The following is a 23,601-nucleotide window of genomic DNA, read 5'->3' on the forward strand; positions in this document are numbered from 1 at the left end:
TCACGCTAAAAGCAATTTCAGGTCGGCTGCGGCGTCCGCCAGAATGGCGCGGTCGGGCTCACGGCCCTGGTCCAGCAGCTTCTTGCCGGTCACATAGGCCTTGGCATCGTTGATGGCGTCGACGGCGATGAATTGGCCGTTGCGGAAATACCAGACCGAGGCGCTGCCCGGCCGTGTGCCTGGCCGCAGCAGGGTCTCGTCATAGCCGAGATTGAAACCGGCGATCTGCAGCTTCACGTCGTATTGGTCCGACCAGAACCAGGGTTTCGCCTCATAGGGTTCGGTGCCGCCGGTCATCACGGCTGCGGCGGCCTCCGCCTGATCGACGGCATTGGGCACGGATTCCAGCCGGATCATCTGACCTTTCCAGGGCAGCACCGTGCAATCGCCCATGGCAAAGATCGCAGCATCGGAGGTTCGGGCGAAGGCATCGACGACGATGCCATTGGCAACATCGAGCCCGGCCTGCTTGGCCAGCCGATCATTCGGCGAGACGCCGATGCCGACGATGACGAAATCGACGTCGAGCACCGAGCCATCGGACAGCTCGGCCGCCGTCACCTTGCCATTCTCGCCGATCAGCCGCACCAGGCCGGTGCCTTCGCGGATGACCACGTCATGCTGCAGATGAATGGCCCGCATGAAATCCGCGGTCTCCTTGGCGGCAACCCGTTGCAGGATGCGCTCCGCCATTTCGATCAGGGTGACTTCCAGGCCAAGATGGCGGGCGACGGCTGCGGCTTCCAGGCCGATATAACCGCCGCCGATGATCAGCACGCGCCGTCCGGGCCGCATTTCCTCCGTCAGACGATCGGCATCGCGCTTGTCGCGCACCACGAAAACCCCGTCGAGATCGCCGCCGATGGCCGCCGGCAATTGCCGGGGCGAAGCCCCCGTGGCGATCGCCAGCGTGTCGTAGGCTACAGACGAGCCATCCTGCAGGACAACCGTCTTGCCGGCCCGATCGATGTCCTCGACCCAGGCCGACAGACGTATCTCGACATTATGCTCTGCATACCATTCGGATGCACGGAACAGCAGTCGGTCAAAGCTCATTTCGCCGAGCAGGTATTTTTTCGACAGCGGCGGTCGCTGGTAAGGCAGTTCGCTCTCGGCGCCCAGGATGGTGATCGGCCGATCGTCCTTCAGTGCCCGCAATCTGGCGGCAAGGGCAAAACCCGCCTGCCCGGCCCCGATGATAACCAGTCTGCCCGTCACGTGATGCTCCTGGGGTGTCAAAAACCGTTGGCAAGCACGGGCCGTCCGCCTTGCCTTTGCCCCCGAAGGCCTACCGCCAAGGTCCTGCCCCGTCAAGCACAGGGAACCGAAACCCGGCAACCACGTTTTTTCCACCGTTCAGCCCTTGTTCAGACAACAAAGATCAATATTACAACATCGAACAATTCGTCCGGGACGGAAAGCAACGGGAGACCCCACCATGGCTACTGAAATTGTCGGCACCAACTCGAATAACACTATTCGGCAATCCAATTACTCGTCCCGCGAAGTGGATATTTATGCCTATGGCGGCAATGACACCATCTATCTTGATGTCGGCGGCAGCTATGGTGGCTTCAATTACGTCGAAGCCGGCACAGGCGCGGACCGCGTTTACAATTATTTCGAGGGCGGCAACCGGATTTACCTCGAAGACGGCAATGACGTCTATTTTGGCGAAGGCTTTTCGACTGCCACCAACTATGTCGACGAAGTGTGGGCCGGCTACGGCAATGACAGCATCCAGGTGTCGACCTACCAGAGCATCTACAATGGCGAAGCGGGCAATGATTCCTTCTTCTCCGTCGGCTGGAACAACACCTTTCATGGCGGCTCCGGCACGGACATGATCAGCTACGAAACCCAGGACGATGATGCCGATCTCAGCGGCACCGGCGTCTATATCGACCTGGGCAATCAGATTGCCTATGCCACCAATGAAGAGGAAGAGACCCTCATCAGCATCGAGAATGCGGTCGGTACCGGATATAATGACACAGTGCGCGGCTCGAGCGGCGCCAACTCGCTGTGGGGCGATGCCGGCGTTGACCTGGTCCGCGGCTTCAGCGGCAATGACAAGCTCTATGGTGGCTCCGGCAACGACAAGCTTTATGGCGACGCGGGCAACGACCGCCTTTACGGCAATTCCGGTCGTGATTTCCAACAGGGTGGCACCGGCGCGGATACCTTCTACTTCAATTCGATCAACGATTCGCGCGCCGGAAGCGCTTCGCGCGACACGATCGACGATTTCTATCGGAGCGAGGACGATCGGATCAACCTCAGCGCGATCGACGCCAATAGCGGCGTCAGTGGCAACCAGTCGTTCGATTTCATCGGCACGGCCGCCTATAGCAACGACTCGGCCGGCGAGCTGCGCTTCAAGGACGGCATCCTGTCGGGTGACATCAATGGCGACCGCACGTCCGATTTCCAGGTCGCCATCAGCGACCTGACGCGGATGTATGCGAGCGATTTCATTCTCTAAGCGCCCGCCTGCCCGTAACCGACAAACCGAAAGCGCCGGACCCTAATCCGGCGCTTTTCTTTTTCGTATCAGTGCCGATATCGACAGTTCATTCCATTTTGGAATGAAATCAGACCCGGCCCCTTTCAATCGATTTTCCTGAACACTTGGAATCTTGGGGCTTTTCCTTCACCGTCAGCTGTTGTAGCAATGGCCAGACCATGATTTTTGATGATCCAAGGACCGCGACATGACAGACCATCATCCTGCCACTCCGGAACAGGCCCGCGCCAAGATGGCGGCCTTTGTCTGGGAAGACCCGTTCCTGCTGGAAGAGCAGTTGAGCGACGAGGAGCGAATGATCCGCGACACGGCGCGGGCCTATTGCCAGGACAAGCTGGCGCCGCGGGTGATCGAGGCCAACCGCCACGAGATCTTCCATCGCGAGATCATGTCGGAAATGGGCGAACTCGGGCTGCTCGGGCCGACGATCCCGGAAGAGTTCGGCGGTGTCGGCGCCAATTACGTGGCCTATGGCCTGGTGGCGCGCGAAGTGGAGCGGATCGATTCGGGCTATCGCTCGGCCATGTCGGTGCAGTCGTCGCTGGTCATGCATCCGATCTTTGCCTTTGGCACGGACGAACAGCGTGCCAAGTTCCTGCCCAAGCTTGCCAGCGGCGAATGGGTCGGCTGCTTCGGCCTGACCGAACCCGACCATGGCTCGGATCCATCCTCGATGGTGACGCGGGCCAAAAAGGTCGATGGCGGTTATCTCATCTCCGGCGCCAAGAACTGGATCACCAATTCGCCGATCGCCGATGTCGCCGTCGTCTGGGCGAAATCGGATGCCCATGACAACAAGATCAAGGGTTTCATCCTGGAACGCGGCATGAAGGGTCTGGAGACGCCGAAGATCGAGGGTAAGTTCTCGCTGCGCGCCTCGGTCACCGGCATGATCCAGATGCAGGATGTCTTCGTTCCCGATGACAATCTGCTGCCGCATGTCTCCGGCCTTGCCGGTCCGTTCGGCTGCCTCAACCGCGCCCGCTACGGCATTGCCTGGGGTGCCATGGGGGCTGCGGAATTCTGCTGGCATGCGGCGCGCCAGTATACGCTGGACCGCAAGCAGTTCGGCCGGCCGCTGGCCGCCACCCAGCTGATCCAGAAGAAGCTCGCCGACATGGAAACCGAGATCTCGCTCGGCCTGCAGGGCGTCTTGCGCCTCGGGCGAATGTTCGACGAGCATCGCGCGCCGGCGGAACTGATCTCGCTGATGAAGCGCAACAATTGCGGCAAGGCGCTCGATATAGCCCGCGTGTCGCGCGACATGCATGGCGGCAATGGCGTTTCCGACGAATATGGCGTGATCCGCCATGTGATGAATCTCGAGGCCGTCAATACCTACGAGGGCACCCATGACATTCATGCGCTGATCCTCGGCCGCGCCCAGACCGGCCTTCAGGCTTTCCAGTAAGCGCCATAAGGCGACCCATGCAAAAGGCCGCGCCGGGATCTTCCGGGCGCGGCCTTTAGTTTTTGGAGGCGATTGTCAAAGATCGAGGATCAGCTGCACTGGTCTTGCACTGCCGTCTATTTTTTCGCGACGATTGCGTCCGTGCCTTGCAGTTCAAGCAGATGATCCACGCGATCTGCCGGGGCTTCCTTGCACAATGTAATATAGTGCAAGGCCTGCTGTCTGATCGCATCCGACAGGCCCTCCTGGGCCGCGAGATAGTCCTTCTCCGTATTCAGCACGTTCGAGATCGGGTCTGCTCCCAGCTGGAAGCTCACGCGGCCCAGTTCGACGCTTTCCTGCGATGTCGAAACCAGCTTTCGCTGGGCTGCGATGTTGGCGCCGTCCTTGTTGTAGGCTGCCAAGGCTTTTTCGATCGCGGTGATGCCGGACAGCACTGCCGAACGCCAGGCGCCCCGCGCCTCCTCCAGTTTGGCCTTCGCATTGGCGAGATTTGCCTTGTTCTTCCCACCGTCGAAGATCGGCGCGGTCAAACCGGCGGACATCAGCCACACGTTGACGTGGCCTGAGTCGAGGATCTCGGTCGGCGTCAGATAACCGGACAGGTCCAGGCTTGGATAAAAGGCGGCCTTGGCCACGCCGATGCTTTCCGCAGCCGATGCGAAATTGCTTTCGGCAATTCTGACATCCGGACGGTTGCGGATGGCGTTGGCCGGAATGCCGGCGCCAATCTTGTAACGCGGGACGGGCTGCCCGGTGGAATGGGAGACTTCCGCTTTGATCCGGTTGACCGATTCTCCGATCAGCTCCGCGAGGGTCGCGATCGAGGAATCCAGCTGAACCTCCAGTGACGGCAATGTCGCTTCGGCCTGCGCCACCAGTTGCCTGCCGTTGACAACCTGAATGTTCGACGCCTCGCCAGCGTCGAGACTGTCGTTGACGGTTCTCAGGTTTTCCTTTCGGTTGGCAACGGTCGAGCGCGCGATGTCAATTCGCTTCTGGTAGTAGCGAATGTCGACATAGGCGGACGCGATCGACGTGGTGAGATTGTCCTCGGCCTGGTCCTTTGAGGACAATGCCGACGCCAGGTCGGCTTCCGCGGCTCGCTTCTTGGCGCGGTTTCCGCCGAAAAGATCCACCGCCCAGTCCGCCGACAGCGTGGTGTATTTGCTGCTGTGGGAGGTGCCGGTGCCATACTTGTCGCCTCGGGCAACGCCTGCACCTGTTGAAAGCGATGGCAGGAGACTGGAATTCGCCAGCCCGACATTTGCCTTTGCCTGCTCGACCCTTGCGTTTGCCTGCTGGATCTGCGGGCTCTCTGCAAGCCCTTTTTCGATATAGCGGGACAGCATTTTATCGTTGAAGGCAACCCACCAGGTCTGCTGGACGGATCGTACCGGGGTGGTGTTGCGGGCCTCATAGGCAAAGTGACTTGGTGTGTCGATCTGCGGCGGAGAGACATCGACATTCGAACAACTCGACAGAGCCGCCAGGACCGGGATGAGAGCGAGTGAGATGAGGCAGTGATTTCGCAAATGATGAGACCTTGGCGGGCCGAACATCTGTCGATCGTTTCCTTGGGGGCCTGAAACGCGGCGATATCCGGGGTGCAGTTGAATGAAACGCAAGAAATCGGCACTGAGCAGCAGTGTGCCAGTCTGCCCTTAAGTGACGAACCGGAGTATGGGTGAATTCCGCTTGAAGGGACTTATCAACAGAATCCGCTTTGCAGCCTGGCCGCTGTGGCAACGGCACGCCCCGCCGAGATCGAAAAACCTCTGACTGTGATGACCAGCGCGTCGCATTAACTGGCACGCCGGACGGGGCATGTTTGAAGCATGCGGTCCGATGGGATGCTCTTGCGCAAGGACCACAGGATGCCAAGCTGCATGGCCAGGAAATTTGCGCCGGTCAGCAAGCCTAAAAAGCGCGACAGTGTCAGTTCTGCGACCAGAGGACACAGGGCAACCAGAAGCGACGCCGCCGTCAACGCCGCCGCGGTAATCTTGGCGCTGCGGATGCGCAATCTAACAAGTGCCATGGGCGTATCTCTCGCTGGATGCAGATAGGTCACGACGTCAATCCACCAGACGTGTGGCTGGGACCGACGATCGGGACGCTGCGGTTACAAATTCGCCGGTCGATCTTGGCATCGAATGTGGGCCCTGCGAGTGCCAGCCGGGGGTAAGCTTGGGGCTTCAACCGGCACTCGCAGGGCCCAGCTGACGATCTCTCGCCAGTAGCGGCTTTGCTCCGGATCGGCGTCTGCCTCCGTGCCAAGCTGCTGGCTGCAAGCTATCTGAACCAACGTTAAATGGGGTCACGAGAGTGTAAAATTAGGTAAAACTTTGAGCGCGTTAACGTCGCGTACACGAACGGGAGCCACGCGCCTCTGCATGACACGCGGCGGCGGGATTAGGCGCTTCGTCCGTTGGCGCCAGAAATGTCTCTCGGGAGCCAAAGACAATCGTCTCTGATCCGCCCAAGACACGACAAATGCGACGTTCCGGCGCACTGTCTGTGCATTTTATCGAAGCCGTTCAGGAAACATCAGTAAAGTTGCGCTAAATTGGCACTCTAATGCAATAAAGGAGGGTGTGATGCCCTTGCAGTTCATTCCAGACGCCAAGAGAGACATCCCACAGGACCAAATTTATGAGAAATTTGCGATTGATCGGCCCGGCAAGATCATTTTCGTCGGCCATCACCTGAGCACCAAGTCATCGCTGCGCTGCCTGATCCGCAAGATCTCGCTGTATGGCGCGGATCTGGAGGTCAGCCCGCATGTGCCGATCCCCAATCATTTCTTCCTGGAGATCCTCGGCATTCACGACGAGATCGGCTGCACCTACATTCGCCGCGAAGCGGAGAGAGTGACCGTCGGCTTCAACATGCTGATCGATCCGGAATTCCTGCACCATGTGGTGCGGCTGTCCTTCGAGCTCAGCCAGTAATTCAGGCGGCCCTCAAGGCCGCCAGGTGCTTTTCGATGTCGGCGACCGGCAGCTTGACATAGTCCTTGGCGATCTCGGCGCGCAGGACATTGTTGATCCCGGCGCCAAGGGCTGGCCGCAGCAGGCCAAGGGCCTTTGGCGGTGCGATGAGCACCATATCCTGGATATCCCCATTCTCGACAAGTGCTGCGAGCCGGCCCGCAACGGCCAGCAGGAAATCCGCCTCGGCCTTTTCGTGCCAATCCGTCTCTTCCATGGCGCTGCGCGCTGACCCTTCCGATTGAAAGGCGCGACCCGGACGATCCGTCCCCAGGTCCCGCGTCGCCTCGTCGGGCTGGCTCATCTGCTCCACGACCGACAAATTGACGGCGTTTGCGGTGCCGACATTCTGCAGAAACAGCGCCTTGGCACCATCGCAGACGATCACCCAGGCTTTGGTGGCTATCGTATTCCGGTTCATGACGTCTCCTTGCGAAGGGTCAGCGTCCGGCCGAATGCCGGACTGCAGACGATGGAACAACCCTATCTGCGCTTTCAGGTTTCTTCATGACCTGTATCAATCCGCCGGGCAAACTGTGACGCCCCGCCGCATCGAAGCCTCGAAACTTCGCAGGCCGGTAAAAATTTACCGATCCGATTGACCGGAAGGGAACAAACTTCGGTCATCGTGGCATCAAACGCGAGATCAGCCGCGCAAGAGGAGAGCCCATGCACGCCGGAACCCATTTGGCGACTGTGCAGTCGGAAATGTACGAACGCAGGTGGGAACGTTTCCACGTCAAACGTCCGGCCCGGATCATGGCCGTCAGCCCCTGCCTGACGCGCGTCTCGGTGCGCAACTGCGAGATCCAGGACATTTCCCGCGGCGGCGCCGGCCTCGAAATGTCGATGATCCACGGTCTGTCCAGCCATTATTATCTTGAGGTCATCGGCCTTGCCAACCGCATCGGCTGTGCGGAAATCTATCGCAACGGCAATCGCGTCGGCGTGAAATTCATCATGCCGATCCCCGAAGATCTGCTGCGCCGCATCGTGCGCGCCGACTTTATCATGGACGACGAGATCGTGGCGCGCGGCAAGAATGTGCCGCAGGGGCTTGGCCGCGACAAGCGACGCTGAGACGCCCGGCCCTCGACTGCGGCCCAAATTCCTCGGCACAGCGACGCCTCAGCGCCAGAGCGGCCCTTGCGTCGCGCCCGCTTCGACCTATTGTGGGCGCGTTTGAAATCAGGCCCAGGAAATTCGATTGATGTCCGCCTTCTCGCGCTTCACGCCGCTGATCAGCGCCCTGCCCTCCACCGTTCCCTTTGTCGGCCCGGAAGCCATCGAACGCCAGCGCCATCTGGCGGTCAAGGCACGGATCGGCGCCAATGAAAGCGGCTTTGGCCCTGCCCCTTCCGTGCTTGCCGCGATCCGCGACACAGCCGGCGAGATCTGGAAATACAACGACCCGGAAAACCATGCGCTGAAGACGGCGCTGGCCGCCCATCTCGGCCTGTCGCCGGACAATTTTGCCGTCGGCGAAGGGGTGGATGACCTGCTGGGGCTGACCGTGCGGCTGGTGATTGATCCGGGCCTGCCGGTCATCACCTCGTTCGGCGGCTATCCGACCTTCAATTTCCATGTCAACGGCTTTGGCGGCCGGCTGGTGACGCTGCCTTATGTCGATGACCGCGAGGATCTCGACGGGCTTCTGGCCGCCGTCATTCGCGAAAACGCACCGCTGGTCTATTTCGCCAATCCCGACAATCCGATGGGTAGCTGGTGGGATGCAGACAGCGTCACCGCTTTTGCGCGCGCCCTGCCCGACACCTGCCTGCTGGTACTGGACGAGGCCTATTGCGAGACGGCGCCAGAGGGCAGCGTTCCGCCGATCGACGCGCTGATCGACCTGCCGAACGTTCTGCGCATGCGCACCTTCTCCAAGGCCTATGGCCTGGCCGGAGCGCGCATCGGCTATGCCATCGGCACGCCGGGAACCGTCAAGGCCTATGACAAGATCCGCAACCATTTCGGCATGGTGCGGGTGTCGACCGAAGCGGCGCTGGCAGCCCTTGCCGACCAGGCCTATCTGACCGATGTCATCGAACGGATCAAGGCGGCGCGCGAGCGGATCAGCGCCATTGCGCGTGCCAACGGCCTTAGCCCGCTTGCCTCGGCCACCAATTTCGTGGCCATCGATTGCGGTCGCGATCAGGTCTATGCCCGCGCCGTGGTCGACGGGCTGATGGACCATGGCGTGTTCATCCGCATGCCGGGCGTTGCCCCGCTCAATCGCTGCATCAGGGTAAGCACCGGCCTGCCGGCGGACATGGACCTGTTCGAGGCGGCTCTGCCAAAGGTGCTGAAGGCGCTCTGAACGGGCCGGAATCCCAATAAAAAGAACCGCGCCGGCCTTGTTCCTGCCGGTCGCGGTTCTCATGTGTTGGCTTCGGCCCCGTCCAGAAGACCCCCGCCACTCTCCCCTCTCTCACAGGGTTCTTTTTGGTCTGTTGATCCGGGGTGTCCCCGGACGATAGCTAAAGCGTTTCGCGATCTTTCAGATGCGCTCGTCACGCTTTAGCTCTTTGTCTTGTCGCATGTCGTGATCCCGAAACCGGTACCCACTTTCGGGCGACATGCTTTGGGCACGCTCAGTGCATGGTCATCCATTCGCGGGCGGCACGCAGGGCCAGGGCAAGATCGGACTTGCTCATCGACTGGGCCAGATCGGCGCGCAGCTCGGCGGCGCGGTCGCAGCCCTTGATGGCGGCGATGTTCAGCCACTTGTGTGCCGAGACCAGATCCTGATCGCAACCGCGGCCGGTCGCATACATCAGTCCCATGTCGCAGAATACGTCGGCTTTGGCCTCGCCACCCATGGTGGCCATTTCGGAATGTTGCATTTCAAAGCGTGCCATCGGTTTTGTCCCTGTTGCCTATCGGTTTAAAACTGTCCCTGTTTTGCCCCTTTTGAGGCTCCTTCAGGCTCCTGGCCGTCTTCTGCGGCTTTGTCTGGATCCGTCCGGTTCGGCGGGTTTGTCCCTGCTCGTTTGATGACTTCACTATGCCAGCCGGCCGTCAAAATGCGCTTAAAATGCATGATTAATTAGCTGAAAACGCTGTGAAAACCCTTTGTAAACTTGTATTTCTGTTAAACATGACAGACCCTGCAAGTCAGGGACTTTCGAGTTAATTTTACCATTGATTCACGGCATCGGATTTACCAACCGTTCACCATGAAAAACACTCGCCCCTTATTTCCCGGCGCGTCAGGCATAAAAAATCCGCCGTGCGAGCGGTGCGCCGGAGCGAAAAGCCTATTTACCTTTACGTCCGCGTAAGATAATTTTCAGGCGTTCCGGCGGAGGGAGGCGCGGCTTGCTTAAAAGCGCGCCCGGACGGAACGTGGCTCTGGCCTCAGCGAGGCCCACATCGGGAGGAGAAGACGACATGCGGACACTGATACTGGCGGCGATACTGGCGCTTGGCACCGTAACGGCGCAGGCGGCCGAGCCGATCGAAGGCAATTGGAAGACGGCCAGCGGCGCCACGGCGCAGATCGCGCCCTGCGGCGGCAGCTTCTGCGTGACGCTGAAAACCGGCAAGCATGCCGGCAAGCAGATCGGCAAGATGGCCGGCAGCGGCGACAGCTACAAGGGCGAGATCACCGATCCGGACGCCGACAAGACCTATAGCGGCTCGGGCAGCGTGTCGGGCAATTCGCTGAAGATGAAGGGCTGCGTGCTGGCGGTGCTGTGCAAGTCGCAGACCTGGACGCGCCTGTAGCCAACAAAACCATTCGCTGCCGCGTCCCTTTCCGGACCGGCAACGCCATCAAGGCCGGCTGATGACCCATCAGCCGGCCTTTTCACGTCACAGGCCGGCGTCCGCCCGATAGGCGGCCGGGAGCACAAAGACCTCGTCGGCGCGGCCATAGCCGCCGTCCTTGACCTCCTCGATCAGGACCATGGTATGCGGCCGTGCCGCTTCCGAGAAATAGTCGACCAGCATGTCGGTGGTGCGGTGGACGATCTCTTCCTTCTGCGCCCTGGACAGGGCGCCTTCCGGCGTCTTGATGTTGACGAATGGCATTGGATATCTCCTGTTGCTGATGAAATTCGTATCGGCGCGGTGCGTCGATCAGATCACGCCGCCATTGGCCCGGATGATCTGGCCGCTGACCCAGCCGCTGTCGGGCCCGGCGAGGAAGGACACGACCGAGGCGATATCGTCCGGCTGACCGAGACGCTTGCGCGGATTGAGGCCGATGATGGTCTTCAGCACCTCCTCGGATTTGCCGGTCATGAACAGATCGGTTTCCACCGGCCCCGGCGCCACGGCATTGACGGTGATGTCGCGGGGCCCAAGCTCCTTGGCGAGGATATGGGTCAGGGCCTCGACCGCCGCCTTGGTGGCGGCATAGACGCCATAGGCCGGCTGGTAGAGGCCGACGACGCTGGAGGAAAAGTTGACGATGCGGCCGCCGTCGCGCAGGCGCCTTGCCGCTTCCCGCATGCCGCGGAACGTGCCGCCGAGATTGATGGCGACCTGCCGCTCGAAATCCACATCCTCGACCGTCGCGATCGGTCCGAGCGTCATGATGCCGGCATTGTTGACCAGCACATCGACAGCGCCGAATGCCTGCTCTGTAGCATCGAACAGATCCGCCATGCCGGAGGCCGCGCCGATATCGGCCTTGACCGCGATGGCACGTCCGCCCGTCGCCTCGATGGCGCTGACCACGTCGAGGGCCGGCTGCTCGTCTCTTGAATAGTTGACCACTACGGCAAAACCGTCGGCGGCCAGGCGTTTGGCGATGGCAGCGCCGATGCCTTTCGACGCGCCGGTAACGATGGCTGTGCGTTCGACTGTCTCTGTCATGATGTCTCTCCTTCTGTCGATGGTCTGAAAATAGGCCTGTCGCCCTGGCGAAACAATCAGCCAATATTTGACAAGAGTATTCGGCTGTGGTGAACAAGATCATGGACCGCCTGGATCGCATGCAGCTCTTTGTTCGTGTCGTGGAACGGCGCAGTTTCACGGCTGCCGCCGCGGACCTCAGCCTCGCCCGCTCGACGGCGACGGAGGCGATCAAGCTGCTCGAGGCCGATGTCGGCGCCCGGCTGCTGGAGCGCACGACGCGGCATGTGACGCCGACGCTGGATGGTCAGGCCTATTACCAGCGCTGCCTGGCGATCCTTGCCGATGTCGAGGACGCCAACAGTGTGTTTCGCAACGCTGAGCCGCAGGGCATGCTGCGCATTGATGCGCATGGGCTGCTGACGCGCACCTTCCTGCTGCCGCGACTGCCGGAGTTTCTGGATCGCTATCCGCTGCTCGACCTTTATATCGGCCAGGGCGACCGGGTGGTCGATCTGGTGCGCGAGGGCATCGATTGCGTGATCCGGGCCGGAGAGCTTGCCGACAGCGGCATGATCGTGCGGCGGCTTGCCACCATCCAGGAGGTGACCTGCGCCAGCCCCGCCTATATCGAGAGGTGTGGCATGCCGTCGTCGATCGACGATCTCCATGGCCATGTCTGCGTGGGCTTCGTCTCGTCACGCACCGGCGAAACCATGCCGCTCGAATTCCTCGTCGAAGGGCAGACGCGCTTCGTCACCCTGCCGAGCCGGCTGACGGTCAACAATTCCGACACCATGGCTGATCTCGCCAGGCTGGGCTTCGGCCTGATCCAGGCGCCGCGGTATCGGCTGGCGGCCGATTTCGCGACCGGCGCCCTGGTCGAAGTGCTGCCGCAGTGTCCGCCGCCGCCGACCCCTCTCTCGGCACTTTATCCGCAGAACCGGCAACTCGCCTCGCGCGTCCGGGTTTTTCTCGACTGGGCATCAGCCGTGTTTGCCGAGGCAAGGCTCTGAGCGCCTGCTGCGAACAGCCTTGCTGAACGCCCGATGAACCGGGGCCTCAGACAGGGTTCAGGCAGTACCTGCCATAAGACCAGCATCGAATGACAATTTCGGCGGGGGCCTTGAGATCATGGATATCGTGCTGCGCAGACTGACAATCATCACCCTGACGATGGCGATCTTTGCCATGGGCTTCGCGGCCCTGGTCACCGCCGACGGTCGCGGGCCGAAGCGTGTGCATTACGGCACCGCGACGCCTTGCCTGCATCCGGCCAGCAGCTTCTGCACCGTGCAACTCTGACACTTAAACAGGAGACCGCCATGACCGCATCCGTCCTCGGCTCTGCTGCCTCCACCCTGCGGGTGGCGCTTATGGCGTTCCTGCTGCTCGGCCCGCTGGCGGCGCTGGGCTTCAGCCAGACAGGCCCAGACGGTGTCAGCAAGCAGGGGGCCGGCCTGGTTCTGTTGGTCAGCCTGCAGCGCCAGTCGCTGAGCTGAACGGCGGCAAGCCTGTCGCCGAACGCCGGCGCTCCATGCCCAAAAAAGCGGTCCGGGCCCTGCCGCGTCGTTTGCTTGTCAAACAGACCATTATATAAAGACCCATGGACAAGCGAATCTCGACACTCTCCCCTTTGAATTTCCTCGGCCCCGAGCCCTATGAGCCGCGCGTCTTTACCGACGCGGCGCTGGCCGTCGATGCCATCACCGAACTCTACGAGCGCAATACCCGCTACCTGATCGAGGGTTTTCAAGCCTTGGCCGGCGGCGCCTCGCCGGCGGGGCGCTACCGGGCCTTCTACCCGCAGGTCAGCATCGAGACGGCCAGCTTCGGACATGCCGACACGCGCCTGTCCTACGGCCATGTCACGGCGCCGGGCATGTACACCACGACCATTACCCGGCCGCATTTCTTCCGCCATTACCTGGTCGAGCAATTGGCGCTGCTGATCGACAACCACCAGGTGCCGGTCGTCGTGTCGGAATCCTCAACGCCCATTCCGCTGCATTTCGCCTTTGGCGAAGGCGCCCATGTGGAAGCCGAGTCGAATGGGCTGGCCGATATCCAGCTGCGCGACCTGTTCGACACGCCGGACCTGTCGACCACCGATGACGAGATCGCCAATGGCGAATACGAGCCACGCCCCGGCGAGCCGCAGCCGCTGGCGCCGTTCACCGCGCAGCGCATCGACTATTCGCTGGCCCGCCTGTCGCATTATACCGCGACCAGTGCGGCGCATTTCCAGAATTTCGTGCTGTTCACCAATTACCAGTTCTATATCGACGAATTCTGCGCCTATGCCCGCAATCTGATGGCCGACGGCGGCGGCGGTTACACCGCCTTTGTCGAGCCCGGCAATATCATCACGCCGGCCGGCGCCGACGGTCCGGACTCCTCCCTGTCGCTCGGTCGCCTGCCGCAGATGCCGGCCTATCACCTGAAGAAGGATGGCCATGCCGGCATCACCATGGTCAATATCGGCGTCGGCCCGTCCAATGCCAAGACGATCACCGACCATATCGCCGTGCTGCGCCCGCATGCCTGGCTGATGCTCGGCCATTGCGCGGGCTTGCGCAACAGCCAGCGGCTCGGCGACTATGTGCTGGCGCATGCCTATGTGCGCGAAGACCATGTGCTCGACGACGACCTGCCGGTCTGGGTGCCGATCCCGGCTTTGGCCGAAGTGCAGCTGGCGCTGGAAGACGCGGTCGAGGAAATCACCGGCTACGAGGGCTTCGAGCTGAAGCGCATCATGCGCACCGGCACGGTGGCCACCATCGACAACCGCAACTGGGAACTGCGCGACCAGCGCGGCCCGGTCAAGCGGCTTTCGCAGTCGCGCGCCATCGCGCTCGACATGGAATCGGCCACCATCGCTGCCAACGGTTTCCGCTTCCGCGTGCCCTATGGCACGCTGCTTTGCGTCTCCGACAAGCCGCTGCATGGCGAGCTGAAACTGCCCGGCATGGCCAGCGCCTTCTACAAGACCCAGGTCAGCCAGCACCTGCAGATCGGCATCCGCGCCCTGCAGAAACTCGCCGAAATGCCGCCCGAGAGGTTGCATTCGCGCAAGCTGCGCAGTTTTTACGAGACGGCGTTTCAGTAAGGGGGGATGTTGCGGGGCTGGCGCTGGTTTTGTAGGGCCTAAGTAAAGACGATCTCGGTGCACGGGGCTGGCATCAGAATGATGCGCTCTGCATCACCCTTGCCGAAATCCGACGCATCCCGGGTGCGAAGTCGCTATATAGCAAGTAGGAAGCGCGACACCCCGGCCCGTCAGGCAGCCCCGACACATGCAGCACGAGAATTTTCATTACAACGGCACGCTGATCTACCTCAGCCACCTCGGTCAGACGAGCGCCGATTTCAACTGGACTAGCCCGATCGGGAACCAGACCTATAGGGTGTGGCTCCGGTACTCGAACCATTGTTACTCAAGGGAGCTCGCCCACGGCGAAGTTCAGGCCGAACACGCCTATGTGGTCGAGACCGCGCCCAAGCTCAGGGTCTACTGCCCGGATAGGTACGGCCAGACGGAAAGGCTTGTACGCATGATGGGAGCCCTATTCGAGAGGCCCACCTCGAAGGTCTCGCTCACCCATGATAAGAATTGGACCACCTTCGAACTCTACCTTCCTCCGGAGGGAGGCGCACAGCACAGGTACTGCGCCTTCTTCAGGGTCAAGAACTCGGCGGAGCAGCCGGAGGACCCCAGCCTGCACTTCCTAGACATGCATGTGGAGAGTGCCTATGTCCGGACGAACGTGGTCAAGACGGTACGCTCATGCCCCTTCGGCATGGTCGCGCATATGACCAAGCACCAGATACCCTACTTCTGAAATGAGGTGGGGGACCGTCGCCGGTCCCCCATATATATCCTCGACAATGTCAAACCCGAAGGCCCACAGCCATAAGCAAGTGACCAGAGTGACCTGGCGACCTCGGCACTATCGGTCCGTAAGGACCTCAGTCGATCTGCACCGATGATCAGAACATAGGGCAAGGAGGGCTGCAGGTCAAGGCAACGTACCGTCTCTTGGTCAACAGACCCGTGCGATGCCTCGGTACACCGTCTCTTCCCTGCCCCACATCAATTGCTCCCCGCACGGCGTGTAATCACCTCACCAAAGCCCCCCTCAGGCCTCCACAATCACCGCCTCGCAGCGCACCGGGAAATTCACCGAATTGGCGATGAAGCATTTCTCATGGGCCTCGGCGTGCAGTTCGGCGGCGATCTGGGGGTAGGTGCCGGTTTTGATTGTAACCTTGGGCTTCAAGAGAACGTCGGTGAAGCGGCCGATACCGTCGGCATCCATGATCATCGTGCCTTCGGCATGATCCTCATAGGCCGTGACGACGACGCCCGAGACGGCGCAGAGGTGCAGATACCAGAGCTTGTGACAGGCCGAGAGCGAAGCCAGGAACAGGTCTTCGGGGTTCCAGCGGCTGGCATCGCCGCGAAAGGCCGGATCGGACGAGCCTGCAATATCCGGCTTGCCGGCGGCGGAAATCACATGGTCGCGGCCATAGGCGCGGTAGCCTGATGTGCCGCTGCCCTGATTGCCGGCCCATGTCACCGTTACCCGATATTCGTGTCTGTGCTCGGTCATGCCTTTTGATCTCCTTGCCGCGAGTCTTCTTTGATCGACCATAGGACGAAGCAAGGCTGGCGTCGCCATGGTCGAGTCAAAAAAATTCGCCGCCCCTCTTGCATCGACAGCTCTAAGATATATCTTAGATACAGTTCAACCGACGAAAGAGACAACAGATGAGACATATGCATTCCGAAGGTTGCGGCCACCATGAAGGCCGCGGGTTCTGGCAGGCGATGAAGGAACGCGGCTTTGGTGGCGGTCCGCGTGGCCGATTTGACGGGGGGCGCGGCCCTGGCGGGCATGGCGGCGAACGCCGGCGCATGTTCGAGACCGGCGAGCTGCGCCTCGTGCTCTTGAAGCTGATCGAGGAACAGCCGCGCCATGGCTACGACCTGATCCGCGAGATCGAGAGCCGGTCCGGCGGCGCCTATGCGCCGAGCCCCGGCGTGGTCTACCCGACCATGACGCTTCTGATCGACATGGGGCTGGCCGAGGAGCAGATCAGCGAGGGTCCGCGCAAGCTGCTGGCGATCAGCGAGGCCGGGCGCCAGCATCTCCTTGAGCGGGCCGACGAGGTTGCCATTGCCATGGCGCGGCTGACGGCTCTCGCCAAGGTCAGCGAACAGACGGATGCCGCCCCGGTGCGCCGGGCCATGCACAATCTGAAATCCGCCCTGCAGGAGCGGCTGTCGCAAGACAATGTGACGCGCGACATCCAGCTCGATGTGGCACGGATCCTGGATGAGGCCGCCAGCAAGATCGAAAGGCTCTGACATGACCAAGACAACAGCCACCATCGCCACTGAACACGGCTGGAAATATGTGCAGCAGCTCTGCAAGCACTGGAGCCACAAGCTTCAGGTGGAGCTCGGCGACAACCGCTCCACCGTGCGCTTCGCGGAAGCCGTCGCCGAGATGTCGGCCGATGACGCGGCCCTGACCGTGGTCATCGAGGCTGCGTCACCGGAGGTTCTGGAGCGCATGCAGGGCGTGGTGTCGAGCCATCTCGACCGCTTCGCTTTCCGCGAGGCGCCGCTGCCGTTTGCGTGGACAGCGGCGTGACACATGAGCTGCCCGCTTCGCCTATCGTGAAGCGGGCAGTTCCAGACCGATCTTGCCAAGCAAGGACATAAGCGGTCTAAACTTGTCGGACAACAGGAGGACGTCTGCCATGACCGACACGCTCATCATCCCCGATCTTTCCGGCAAGGCCGTGCTCATCACCGGCGCCTCAAGCGGCATCGGCGCGGCATTGGCGCGGGCGTTTGCGGCCCAGGGCGCGCTGGTCGGGCTGCATTACAATTCGAAAGCCGAAGAGGCCGAGGCGATCGCCCAGGAAATCACCGCTTCGGGGGGCAAGGTCATGACGCTCAAGGCGGATGCCACCGACTCCAGGGCGATGGCGACTGCTGTCGACCGGCTGGCCCAGGCCTTCGGCCGGCTCGATGGGTTGATCAACAATGCCGGCAGCATGATCGCCCGCGTGCTTTATGAAGACATGACGGATGCCCATTACGACAAGGTGATGGACGTCAATGCCCGCTCGGTGCTGTCGGCGAGCCATGCCGCCCTGCCGTATTTGAAAAAGCAGGGTGGCTTCATCATCAACACCACCTCGGTGGCGGCCCGCACCGGTGGCACCGCCGGCTCCGGCGTCTATGGCTCGTCCAAGGCTTTTGTCGGCGCGGTGACCAAGGGCATGGCGCTGGAATTCGGCAAATATGATGTCCGCGTCAACGCCGTGGCGCCCGGCTTCATCGCGACGCCGTTCCAGGACCAGTATGCCCTGCCCGGCCAGATGGAGCAGGTCGCCGCGGCCGTGCCGTTGAAGCGGGCCGGCACGTCGGAGGATTGCGTCGGCGCCTATCTCTTCCTCGCCTCCCGCCAGCTGGCCGGCTACATCACCGGCCAGACGATCGACGTGAACGGCGGCCAGTTCATGCCGTGAGGCCTCGGCAGGACCAACGCTCCGGGCCGGCATGTTCAGCCTGGAGCGTGGTGAGCCTAACTCGACCAATCTCGCCGATCTTTCGCGTTTGGAGCAACAAGAACGGCGTATCCTTCATACTCCAACTCTCGACTGCAATCTTCATGTGAATTTTATAATTTAATAATACATGTATTTTATCGTGGGCGTTGGGATAAAAGAGGGCCCACCATGTCGATCAAGAGTTTTTTCAATGCCGGACGTCTCGATGAAGACATGGAGGCGCTGTCCCGGTCGCAGGCGATGATCTGGTTCACGCCGGACGGCACCGTCCTGCGGGCCAACGAGAATTTCTGCAAGACCCTGCATTATTCGCCGCAGGAGATCACCGGCAAACATCACCGGATGTTCTGCGAGGAGGCAATCCGCAACGCGCCGGATTACGCCCGGTTCTGGGCCGATCTGGCCAGCGGCAAATTCCAGCAGGGTCAGTTCCGCCGCCAGACGAAGGAAGGCGACGATATCTGGATCGAAGCGAGCTACAACCCTGTGATCCATGGCGGCAAGGTGGTGCCCATCCTCAAGATCGCCACCGACATCAACACATCCAAGATCGAGGCGCTGGACGACGGCAACCGGATCCGGGCCATCGACCAATCGCAGGCGATCATCGAGTTCGAGCCGGATGGCTCGATCTTCAAGGCCAACCAGAATTTCCTGACGGCGATGGGCTATAGCGCAGCGGAGATTGCCGGCCAGCATCACCGGATGTTCTGCGACCCCGCCTATGTCACGTCGCCCGACTATGCCCGGCTCTGGGATCGGCTGCGTGCCGGCGAATTCGTCGCCGACAATTTCGTCCGTATCGGCAAGGGCGGCCGCAGGGTCTGGATCCAGGCGGCCTATACGCCGGTCCTCAACTCACGCGGAACCGTCTACAAGATCATCAAGGTGGCAACCGATATCACCGCCCGCATGAATGCGGTCGAGAAGATCGGCAAGGCAATCGGCGGCCTGGCAGAGGGCGACCTGACCATCGAGATCGGCGCAGGCATCGATCCAGCCCTCGAACAGGTCCGGCTTGACTTCAATCAGGCAGCACGGGCGCTTGAAGAGACCGTGACGGCGATCAAGCATTCCGCCGAAACGCTGGCCAACAATGCGCAGCTGATCAATTCCGTCTCGAACGATATTGCCAAGAATGCCGAGCAGCAGGCGGCTTCCGTCGAAGAGACCGCCGCCGCCCTGGAGGAGATCACCACGACAGTCAAGGATTCGAGCCAGCGGGCCGCCGAAGCCACCAAGCTGGTGGCAGCAACCCGCGCCGGAGCCGAAGCCTCCGGCGACATCGTCATGAAGGCGACCGCCGCCATGGACCAGATCAAGGCTTCGTCGAAGGAGATCGAGAATATCATCGGCGTGATCGACGAGATCGCCTTCCAGACGAACCTGCTGGCGCTCAATGCCGGCGTCGAGGCCGCACGGGCGGGGGAAGCCGGCAAGGGCTTTGCCGTCGTCGCCCAGGAAGTGCGCGAACTGGCGCAGCGCTCGGCCAGTGCGGCCAAGGACATCAAGACCCTGATCGCGACCTCGGCCGGCTCCGTCTCGCGCGGTGTTGCGCTGGTCAACGAGACCGGCGACGCGCTGCGGGAAATTGTCGACCAGGTGAAAAAGGTCGACGACAATGTCGGTGCGATCTCGGTGGCGGCACGCGAGCAGTCGCTCGGCATCGGCGAGATCAATGCCTCCATCAACGCGCTCGATCAGGCAACGCAGCGAAACGCCTCCACCGTCGAGGAGGCCAATGCTGCATCCCAGACGCTGGCCTCGGAAGCCGCTTCGCTTGAGGAGCTGATCGCCAAGTTCAAGGTGTCCGGCCAGAGCTCAAGAGGCCAGCAAAGCCGCAGGCCATACTCGACGGCCGCCTAGACAAGAGATCGGGAGCCTGTCAGACGGAAGCGGCGGCAGTCTGTTCGCTGCAGCCTGCGCTAAGGGACGCCTGTTGTTCCTTCTCAGCACCGAATTCAGCCATGGCAAAGGCGATGATGCTGCGCAGACGGGGCGTCATGCGCCGGTCGCGGTGGTAAATCAGCGACATCGGCCGTTCGCGCAATTGCCAGTCGGGAAAAAGCTGGACAAGGCGGCCGGCCTGCACGTCGGCCGCCAGCAGAATGGCCGGCTGCAGGATCACGCCGAGGCCGGCAAGCGCGGCGGTGCGCACCGCCTGGCCAGTGTTGACGGTGATCGGTATTTTCGGCGTGACCTCCACCACCTCCTCCTGTCTCGATAGCCGCCACGGCGCGCGCGCCGCCGGCGCAAAGCCGACGGCGTCGTGGCCGGAAAGGTCGCGCGGATGGGAAGGAGTCCCGCTTGCGGCCAGATAGTCCGGCGTCGCGCAGATCATCATGCGGTAGGGCGCCAGCCCGCGGGCGATCAGCCGGCTGTCCGCAAGATCGCCGATGCGAAAGGCGATATCGAAGCCCTCCTCGACGATATCGACGTTGCGATCGGTCAAGGTGATGTCCAGCGTCACCTCCGGGGCCAGCGCCCGATAGCGGCGCATCGCCGGCATCAGCACCTCCGCCCCGAAGGTGGTCGGCGCCGTCACCCTCAGCTTGCCACGCGGCTTGGTCTGCGCTGCTTCGGCATCAAGGTCGGCGACGGCGACGCGATCGAGAATCTCCCGGCATTGCTCGACATAGCTCATTCCGAAATCGGTCAGACTCTGCCGGCGCGTCGTCCGGTTGAGGAGGCGGGTGCCGAGCCGCTCTTCCAGCGCCGCGACATGCTGCCCGACCATCGCCGGCGACAGGCCCAGCCGTGCGGCCGCGGCACTCATCGAGCCTTCCCGCACCGTCGTGACGAAAACCTCCATGGCGTGAAACAGGTTCATTTGATGGTTTTACTTTCGGATGAATCGATATTTTCGCCAATTATCATCCATTTGAAATTGAATTACCACTGCCCTTGCGAATTCGCTCAAGGACAGACAGATGGCACAGACACGATTTCACGACAGAACCGTCCTCATCAGCGGCGCCGGAACGGGCATGGGCCGCGCCGCCGCCCTTCGGCTCGCCACGGAAGGCGCGCGGCTCGTGCTGCTCGGACGGCGCCGCGAGCCGATCCATCAACTGTGCGCGGAGATCGAAGCGGCCGGCGGCGTGGCGATGGCGATCCCTTGCGACATTGCCGACAGCGATGCGGTTGGCGCCGCCGTCGCCGAGGCGATCGCCCGCTTCAAGCGACTGGACGGATTGTTCGCCAATGCCGGCGTGCTCGGCGATTTCAAGCCGCTGTCCGCCGTCGAGGCGGAGGAATTCGACCTGTTGATCGACACCAACCTGCGCGGCACCTTCTTCACCATCAAGCACTGCCTGCCGTTCCTGGACGGCGGCAGCATCCTGATAAACGCATCGTGGACCGCGGCCGGAGTGATGCCCGGCGCCGGTGCCTATGCGGCAACGAAAGGCGCGCTGCTGGCGATGATGCGCACGCTGGCGGTGGAACAGGGGCCGCGCAACATCCGGGTGAATGCCATCAATCCCGGCATCATCCTGACGCCCATGGCCGACGACGTCATCGACCCCGCCTTTGCCGCACGGCTTGCAGCCCACACGCCGCTGGGCCGCAATGGCACGCCGGACGATGTCGCCGGGACGGTCGCCTGGTTGCTTTCGAAGGATTCCGGTTTCGTGACCGGTCAGGACATCACCGTCGATGGCGGCTATACGATCGGCGGCATCCGGCCCTAGAGCGTCGAGCGGACCAGGTCATGGCGACGTGCGAGGCGCCATGACCTGGCATCGCCGCGTGGCACCATCATTACGCCTGCGGATTGTCGCGCAGGAAATCCAGCCCCTTGCGCAGCACCTCGACCGTCTGGTCGACTTCCGCGCGCGAGATGATCAGCGGCGGGGAGGCCAGCATGCGGTCGCCGGTGGCGCGCAGGATGACGCCGTTTGAAACGCACTGGTTGCGCACCATCGTGCCGACATCGTCGGGCTTGGCATAGCGGCTGCGCTTTGCCTTGTCGGGCGACAGCTGCACGGCGCCCATCAGGCCGACGCTGACGGCTTCGCCGACCACTTCGTGATCGGCCAGCGACGCCCAGGCCTCATTGAAATAGGGGCCGATATCGTCGCGCACGCGCTCGACCAGCTTTTCCTCCTCGAGGATGCGGATGTTTTCCAGTGCCGCGGCCGCACAGACCGGGTGACCGGAATAGGTATAGCCGTGATAGAAATCGCCGACCTCTTCGCGCATCACATCGGCGACGCGATCGGAGACCAGCACGCCGCCGATCGGCAGATAGCCGGACGACAGGCCCTTGGCGATCGGCGCCAGGTCCGGCTCGAAACCGTAGTGCTGATGGCCGAACCACGAGCCGAGGCGGCCGAAGCCGCAGATTACCTCGTCGGAAACCAGCAGGATGTTGCGCGCCTTGCAGATGCGCACGATTTCCGGCCAGTAGGTGTCCGGCGGCACGATGACACCGCCGGCGCCCTGGATCGGCTCGGCGACGAAGGCCGCGACATTTTCCTCGCCGAGTTCGTCGATCTTCTCTTCGAGTTCGCGGGCGACCTTCAGGCCGAATTCGGCCGGTGACAAGTCGCCGCCCTCGGCAAACCAATAGGGCTGGTTGATATGGGCAATGCCCTCGATCGGCAGGTTGCCCTGCTCGTGCATCCATTTCATGCCGCCGAGCGAGGCGCCGGCCACCGTCGAGCCGTGATAGGCATTCTTGCGGGCGATCACCATCGTCTTGGTCTCATGGCCGAGCGCCTTCCAGTAGACCCGCACCATGCGGAACCAGGTGTCGGAGGCCTCGGAGCCGGAATTGGTGAAAAAGACGTGGTTCAGGGTCGGGCCGGTCTGGCTGGCGATCTTCTGGGCGAGCAAAGTCGCCGGCGGCGTGGTGGTGCCGAAAAACGTGTTGTAATAGGGCAGTTCCTGCATCTGCTTGTAGGCGGCTTCGGCGATCGAGTTGCGGCCATAGCCGACATTGACGCACCACAGGCCCGCAAAGGCATCGAGATACTGCTTGCCGGTCGAATCCCAGATATGCATGCCCTCGGCACGCTCGATGATCTTGGTGCCTTCGGCATTGAGCTTCTTCATGTTGGAGAAGGGATGCAGATGATGGGCCGCATCGATGGCACCGAGATTGGAAGAAGCAACGGCAAGCGTGTTCATGGCAGCTGTCCTTTTGGGCGAACAGGACCCGTCTCAGGCAGGCTCCGGAGAGGCCGCCCGCGCCGGTCTTGTTCCATGCCTGATTGAAAGGCGGAATATTATCGGCTACGAACATGACCTTCCGAAATGCGTTTGGCAAGGGCGTC

The 23,601-nt window shown here is 61.8% G+C and carries 26 protein-coding genes; 16 read left to right on the forward strand and 10 right to left on the reverse strand.

Features of this window, described 5'->3' with window-relative positions:
* The gene (locus HGO38_RS11200; RefSeq protein WP_250955949.1) at nt 1-1,218 is read right to left on the reverse strand and encodes an NAD(P)/FAD-dependent oxidoreductase; all 1,218 of its coding nucleotides are present in this window, start codon (nt 1,216-1,218) and stop codon (nt 1-3) included.
* Between the two features lie 220 nt (nt 1,219-1,438).
* Here HGO38_RS11200 and HGO38_RS11205 point away from each other — a divergent pair, with 220 nt between their 5' ends.
* Together HGO38_RS11205 and HGO38_RS11210 are read left to right on the forward strand one after the other, a co-directional pair.
* Entirely contained in the window at nt 1,439-2,485 is a 1,047-nt protein-coding gene (locus HGO38_RS11205) for a calcium-binding protein (RefSeq protein ID WP_250955950.1), read from the forward strand.
* Nucleotides 2,486-2,714: 229 nt separating this feature from the next.
* Entirely contained in the window at nt 2,715-3,938 is a 1,224-nt protein-coding gene (locus HGO38_RS11210; RefSeq protein ID WP_250955951.1) for an acyl-CoA dehydrogenase, read from the forward strand.
* Between the two features lie 116 nt (nt 3,939-4,054).
* Here the strand turns inward: HGO38_RS11210 and HGO38_RS11215 are convergent, their stop codons facing one another.
* Both HGO38_RS11215 and HGO38_RS11220 read right to left on the reverse strand, forming a co-directional pair.
* The gene (locus HGO38_RS11215) at nt 4,055-5,473 is read right to left on the reverse strand and encodes an efflux transporter outer membrane subunit (protein WP_250955952.1); all 1,419 of its coding nucleotides are present in this window, start codon (nt 5,471-5,473) and stop codon (nt 4,055-4,057) included.
* 269 nt (nt 5,474-5,742) lie between these two features.
* Nucleotides 5,743-5,979 carry a hypothetical protein gene (locus HGO38_RS11220; RefSeq protein ID WP_250955953.1) on the reverse strand — a complete coding sequence of 79 codons (237 nt, stop codon included), beginning with the start codon at nt 5,977-5,979 and terminating at the stop codon, nt 5,743-5,745.
* Nucleotides 5,980-6,538: 559 nt separating this feature from the next.
* On the opposite strand from HGO38_RS11220, the gene HGO38_RS11225 reads away from it, so the two are divergent.
* The gene (locus HGO38_RS11225) at nt 6,539-6,892 is read left to right on the forward strand and encodes a hypothetical protein (protein WP_250955954.1); all 354 of its coding nucleotides are present in this window, start codon (nt 6,539-6,541) and stop codon (nt 6,890-6,892) included.
* A 1-nt stretch (nt 6,893) separates the two neighbouring features.
* Here HGO38_RS11225 and HGO38_RS11230 read toward each other — a convergent pair whose 3' ends face one another.
* The gene (locus tag HGO38_RS11230) at nt 6,894-7,352 is read right to left on the reverse strand and encodes a baeRF12 domain-containing protein (RefSeq protein WP_250955955.1); all 459 of its coding nucleotides are present in this window, start codon (nt 7,350-7,352) and stop codon (nt 6,894-6,896) included.
* A gap of 248 nt (nt 7,353-7,600) precedes the next feature.
* On the opposite strand from HGO38_RS11230, the gene HGO38_RS11235 reads away from it, so the two are divergent.
* Both HGO38_RS11235 and HGO38_RS11240 read left to right on the forward strand, forming a co-directional pair.
* Nucleotides 7,601-8,011 (forward strand): PilZ domain-containing protein, encoded by a 411-nt coding sequence (locus tag HGO38_RS11235; protein WP_250955956.1) that lies wholly within the window; start codon nt 7,601-7,603, stop codon nt 8,009-8,011.
* A 130-nt stretch (nt 8,012-8,141) separates the two neighbouring features.
* Nucleotides 8,142-9,251: a pyridoxal phosphate-dependent aminotransferase gene (locus HGO38_RS11240; protein ID WP_250955957.1), complete on the forward strand. Its 1,110-nt coding sequence runs from the start codon at nt 8,142-8,144 to the stop codon at nt 9,249-9,251.
* Nucleotides 9,252-9,525: 274 nt separating this feature from the next.
* Here the strand turns inward: HGO38_RS11240 and HGO38_RS11245 are convergent, their stop codons facing one another.
* The gene (locus HGO38_RS11245) at nt 9,526-9,792 is read right to left on the reverse strand and encodes an SEL1-like repeat protein (protein WP_250955958.1); all 267 of its coding nucleotides are present in this window, start codon (nt 9,790-9,792) and stop codon (nt 9,526-9,528) included.
* Nucleotides 9,793-10,324: 532 nt separating this feature from the next.
* Here HGO38_RS11245 and HGO38_RS11250 point away from each other — a divergent pair.
* Nucleotides 10,325-10,660 carry a DUF2147 domain-containing protein gene (locus HGO38_RS11250; RefSeq protein WP_250955959.1) on the forward strand — a complete coding sequence of 112 codons (336 nt, stop codon included), beginning with the start codon at nt 10,325-10,327 and terminating at the stop codon, nt 10,658-10,660.
* A gap of 87 nt (nt 10,661-10,747) precedes the next feature.
* On the opposite strand, the gene HGO38_RS11255 is transcribed toward HGO38_RS11250, so the two are convergent.
* Together HGO38_RS11255 and HGO38_RS11260 are read right to left on the reverse strand one after the other, a co-directional pair.
* On the reverse strand, nt 10,748-10,966 hold the full coding sequence (locus HGO38_RS11255) for a tautomerase family protein (protein WP_250955960.1): 219 nt from the start codon (nt 10,964-10,966) through the stop codon (nt 10,748-10,750).
* A gap of 48 nt (nt 10,967-11,014) precedes the next feature.
* Nucleotides 11,015-11,755 carry an SDR family oxidoreductase gene (locus HGO38_RS11260; RefSeq protein ID WP_250955961.1) on the reverse strand — a complete coding sequence of 247 codons (741 nt, stop codon included), beginning with the start codon at nt 11,753-11,755 and terminating at the stop codon, nt 11,015-11,017.
* A gap of 101 nt (nt 11,756-11,856) precedes the next feature.
* Here HGO38_RS11260 and HGO38_RS11265 point away from each other — a divergent pair, with 101 nt between their 5' ends.
* From HGO38_RS11265 to HGO38_RS11285, 5 genes are all read left to right on the forward strand, one after another.
* Entirely contained in the window at nt 11,857-12,750 is an 894-nt protein-coding gene (locus tag HGO38_RS11265) for a LysR family transcriptional regulator (RefSeq protein ID WP_250955962.1), read from the forward strand.
* A gap of 118 nt (nt 12,751-12,868) precedes the next feature.
* A complete protein-coding gene (locus tag HGO38_RS11270) occupies nt 12,869-13,039 on the forward strand; it encodes a hypothetical protein (protein ID WP_250955963.1) in 171 nt (56 codons plus the stop codon).
* Between the two features lie 20 nt (nt 13,040-13,059).
* Nucleotides 13,060-13,236, forward strand: a complete 177-nt coding sequence (locus tag HGO38_RS11275; RefSeq protein WP_250955964.1) for a hypothetical protein — start codon at nt 13,060-13,062, stop codon at nt 13,234-13,236.
* Between the two features lie 104 nt (nt 13,237-13,340).
* Nucleotides 13,341-14,843 (forward strand): AMP nucleosidase, encoded by a 1,503-nt coding sequence (locus tag HGO38_RS11280; protein ID WP_250955965.1) that lies wholly within the window; start codon nt 13,341-13,343, stop codon nt 14,841-14,843.
* Between the two features lie 187 nt (nt 14,844-15,030).
* On the forward strand, nt 15,031-15,576 hold the full coding sequence (locus tag HGO38_RS11285; protein ID WP_250955966.1) for a YjaZ family protein: 546 nt from the start codon (nt 15,031-15,033) through the stop codon (nt 15,574-15,576).
* Between the two features lie 297 nt (nt 15,577-15,873).
* Here HGO38_RS11285 and HGO38_RS11290 read toward each other — a convergent pair whose 3' ends face one another.
* Nucleotides 15,874-16,347 (reverse strand): OsmC family protein, encoded by a 474-nt coding sequence (locus tag HGO38_RS11290; RefSeq protein ID WP_250955967.1) that lies wholly within the window; start codon nt 16,345-16,347, stop codon nt 15,874-15,876.
* 158 nt (nt 16,348-16,505) lie between these two features.
* On the opposite strand from HGO38_RS11290, the gene HGO38_RS11295 reads away from it, so the two are divergent.
* From HGO38_RS11295 to HGO38_RS11310, 4 genes are all read left to right on the forward strand, one after another.
* Nucleotides 16,506-17,105: a PadR family transcriptional regulator gene (locus tag HGO38_RS11295; protein ID WP_250955968.1), complete on the forward strand. Its 600-nt coding sequence runs from the start codon at nt 16,506-16,508 to the stop codon at nt 17,103-17,105.
* A 1-nt stretch (nt 17,106) separates the two neighbouring features.
* Nucleotides 17,107-17,394, forward strand: a complete 288-nt coding sequence (locus HGO38_RS11300; protein WP_250955969.1) for a DUF2218 domain-containing protein — start codon at nt 17,107-17,109, stop codon at nt 17,392-17,394.
* Nucleotides 17,395-17,503: 109 nt separating this feature from the next.
* Entirely contained in the window at nt 17,504-18,280 is a 777-nt protein-coding gene (locus tag HGO38_RS11305) for an SDR family NAD(P)-dependent oxidoreductase (RefSeq protein ID WP_250955970.1), read from the forward strand.
* Nucleotides 18,281-18,490: 210 nt separating this feature from the next.
* A complete protein-coding gene (locus HGO38_RS11310; RefSeq protein WP_250955971.1) occupies nt 18,491-20,188 on the forward strand; it encodes a methyl-accepting chemotaxis protein in 1,698 nt (565 codons plus the stop codon).
* A gap of 19 nt (nt 20,189-20,207) precedes the next feature.
* Here the strand turns inward: HGO38_RS11310 and HGO38_RS11315 are convergent, their stop codons facing one another.
* Entirely contained in the window at nt 20,208-21,152 is a 945-nt protein-coding gene (locus tag HGO38_RS11315) for a LysR family transcriptional regulator (RefSeq protein ID WP_250955972.1), read from the reverse strand.
* 100 nt (nt 21,153-21,252) lie between these two features.
* Here HGO38_RS11315 and HGO38_RS11320 point away from each other — a divergent pair, with 100 nt between their 5' ends.
* A complete protein-coding gene (locus HGO38_RS11320; RefSeq protein ID WP_250955973.1) occupies nt 21,253-22,014 on the forward strand; it encodes an SDR family NAD(P)-dependent oxidoreductase in 762 nt (253 codons plus the stop codon).
* Nucleotides 22,015-22,084: 70 nt separating this feature from the next.
* Here the strand turns inward: HGO38_RS11320 and HGO38_RS11325 are convergent, their stop codons facing one another.
* Nucleotides 22,085-23,455: an aspartate aminotransferase family protein gene (locus HGO38_RS11325; RefSeq protein WP_250955974.1), complete on the reverse strand. Its 1,371-nt coding sequence runs from the start codon at nt 23,453-23,455 to the stop codon at nt 22,085-22,087.
* Between the last annotated feature and the right edge of the window lie 146 nt (nt 23,456-23,601).

Origin of the sequence: Rhizobium sp. CG5 (genome assembly GCF_023701945.1) — a bacterium.
Lineage (GTDB): Bacteria > Pseudomonadota > Alphaproteobacteria > Rhizobiales > Rhizobiaceae > Allorhizobium.

Coding starts and splice junctions, on each gene's coding strand:
- HGO38_RS11205 (WP_250955950.1), top strand. CDS start 1,439: ATGGCTACTGAAATTGTCGGCACCAACTCGAATAACACTATTCGGCAA.
- HGO38_RS11210 (WP_250955951.1), top strand. CDS start 2,715: ATGACAGACCATCATCCTGCCACTCCGGAACAGGCCCGCGCCAAGATG.
- HGO38_RS11220 (WP_250955953.1), bottom strand. CDS start 5,979: ATGGCACTTGTTAGATTGCGCATCCGCAGCGCCAAGATTACCGCGGCG.
- HGO38_RS11225 (WP_250955954.1), top strand. CDS start 6,539: ATGCCCTTGCAGTTCATTCCAGACGCCAAGAGAGACATCCCACAGGAC.
- HGO38_RS11230 (WP_250955955.1), bottom strand. CDS start 7,352: ATGAACCGGAATACGATAGCCACCAAAGCCTGGGTGATCGTCTGCGAT.
- HGO38_RS11235 (WP_250955956.1), top strand. CDS start 7,601: ATGCACGCCGGAACCCATTTGGCGACTGTGCAGTCGGAAATGTACGAA.
- HGO38_RS11240 (WP_250955957.1), top strand. CDS start 8,142: ATGTCCGCCTTCTCGCGCTTCACGCCGCTGATCAGCGCCCTGCCCTCC.
- HGO38_RS11245 (WP_250955958.1), bottom strand. CDS start 9,792: ATGGCACGCTTTGAAATGCAACATTCCGAAATGGCCACCATGGGTGGC.
- HGO38_RS11250 (WP_250955959.1), top strand. CDS start 10,325: ATGCGGACACTGATACTGGCGGCGATACTGGCGCTTGGCACCGTAACG.
- HGO38_RS11255 (WP_250955960.1), bottom strand. CDS start 10,966: ATGCCATTCGTCAACATCAAGACGCCGGAAGGCGCCCTGTCCAGGGCG.
- HGO38_RS11260 (WP_250955961.1), bottom strand. CDS start 11,755: ATGACAGAGACAGTCGAACGCACAGCCATCGTTACCGGCGCGTCGAAA.
- HGO38_RS11265 (WP_250955962.1), top strand. CDS start 11,857: ATGGACCGCCTGGATCGCATGCAGCTCTTTGTTCGTGTCGTGGAACGG.
- HGO38_RS11270 (WP_250955963.1), top strand. CDS start 12,869: ATGGATATCGTGCTGCGCAGACTGACAATCATCACCCTGACGATGGCG.
- HGO38_RS11275 (WP_250955964.1), top strand. CDS start 13,060: ATGACCGCATCCGTCCTCGGCTCTGCTGCCTCCACCCTGCGGGTGGCG.
- HGO38_RS11280 (WP_250955965.1), top strand. CDS start 13,341: ATGGACAAGCGAATCTCGACACTCTCCCCTTTGAATTTCCTCGGCCCC.
- HGO38_RS11285 (WP_250955966.1), top strand. CDS start 15,031: ATGCAGCACGAGAATTTTCATTACAACGGCACGCTGATCTACCTCAGC.
- HGO38_RS11290 (WP_250955967.1), bottom strand. CDS start 16,347: ATGACCGAGCACAGACACGAATATCGGGTAACGGTGACATGGGCCGGC.
- HGO38_RS11295 (WP_250955968.1), top strand. CDS start 16,506: ATGAGACATATGCATTCCGAAGGTTGCGGCCACCATGAAGGCCGCGGG.
- HGO38_RS11300 (WP_250955969.1), top strand. CDS start 17,107: ATGACCAAGACAACAGCCACCATCGCCACTGAACACGGCTGGAAATAT.
- HGO38_RS11305 (WP_250955970.1), top strand. CDS start 17,504: ATGACCGACACGCTCATCATCCCCGATCTTTCCGGCAAGGCCGTGCTC.
- HGO38_RS11310 (WP_250955971.1), top strand. CDS start 18,491: ATGTCGATCAAGAGTTTTTTCAATGCCGGACGTCTCGATGAAGACATG.
- HGO38_RS11315 (WP_250955972.1), bottom strand. CDS start 21,152: ATGAACCTGTTTCACGCCATGGAGGTTTTCGTCACGACGGTGCGGGAA.
- HGO38_RS11320 (WP_250955973.1), top strand. CDS start 21,253: ATGGCACAGACACGATTTCACGACAGAACCGTCCTCATCAGCGGCGCC.
- HGO38_RS11325 (WP_250955974.1), bottom strand. CDS start 23,455: ATGAACACGCTTGCCGTTGCTTCTTCCAATCTCGGTGCCATCGATGCG.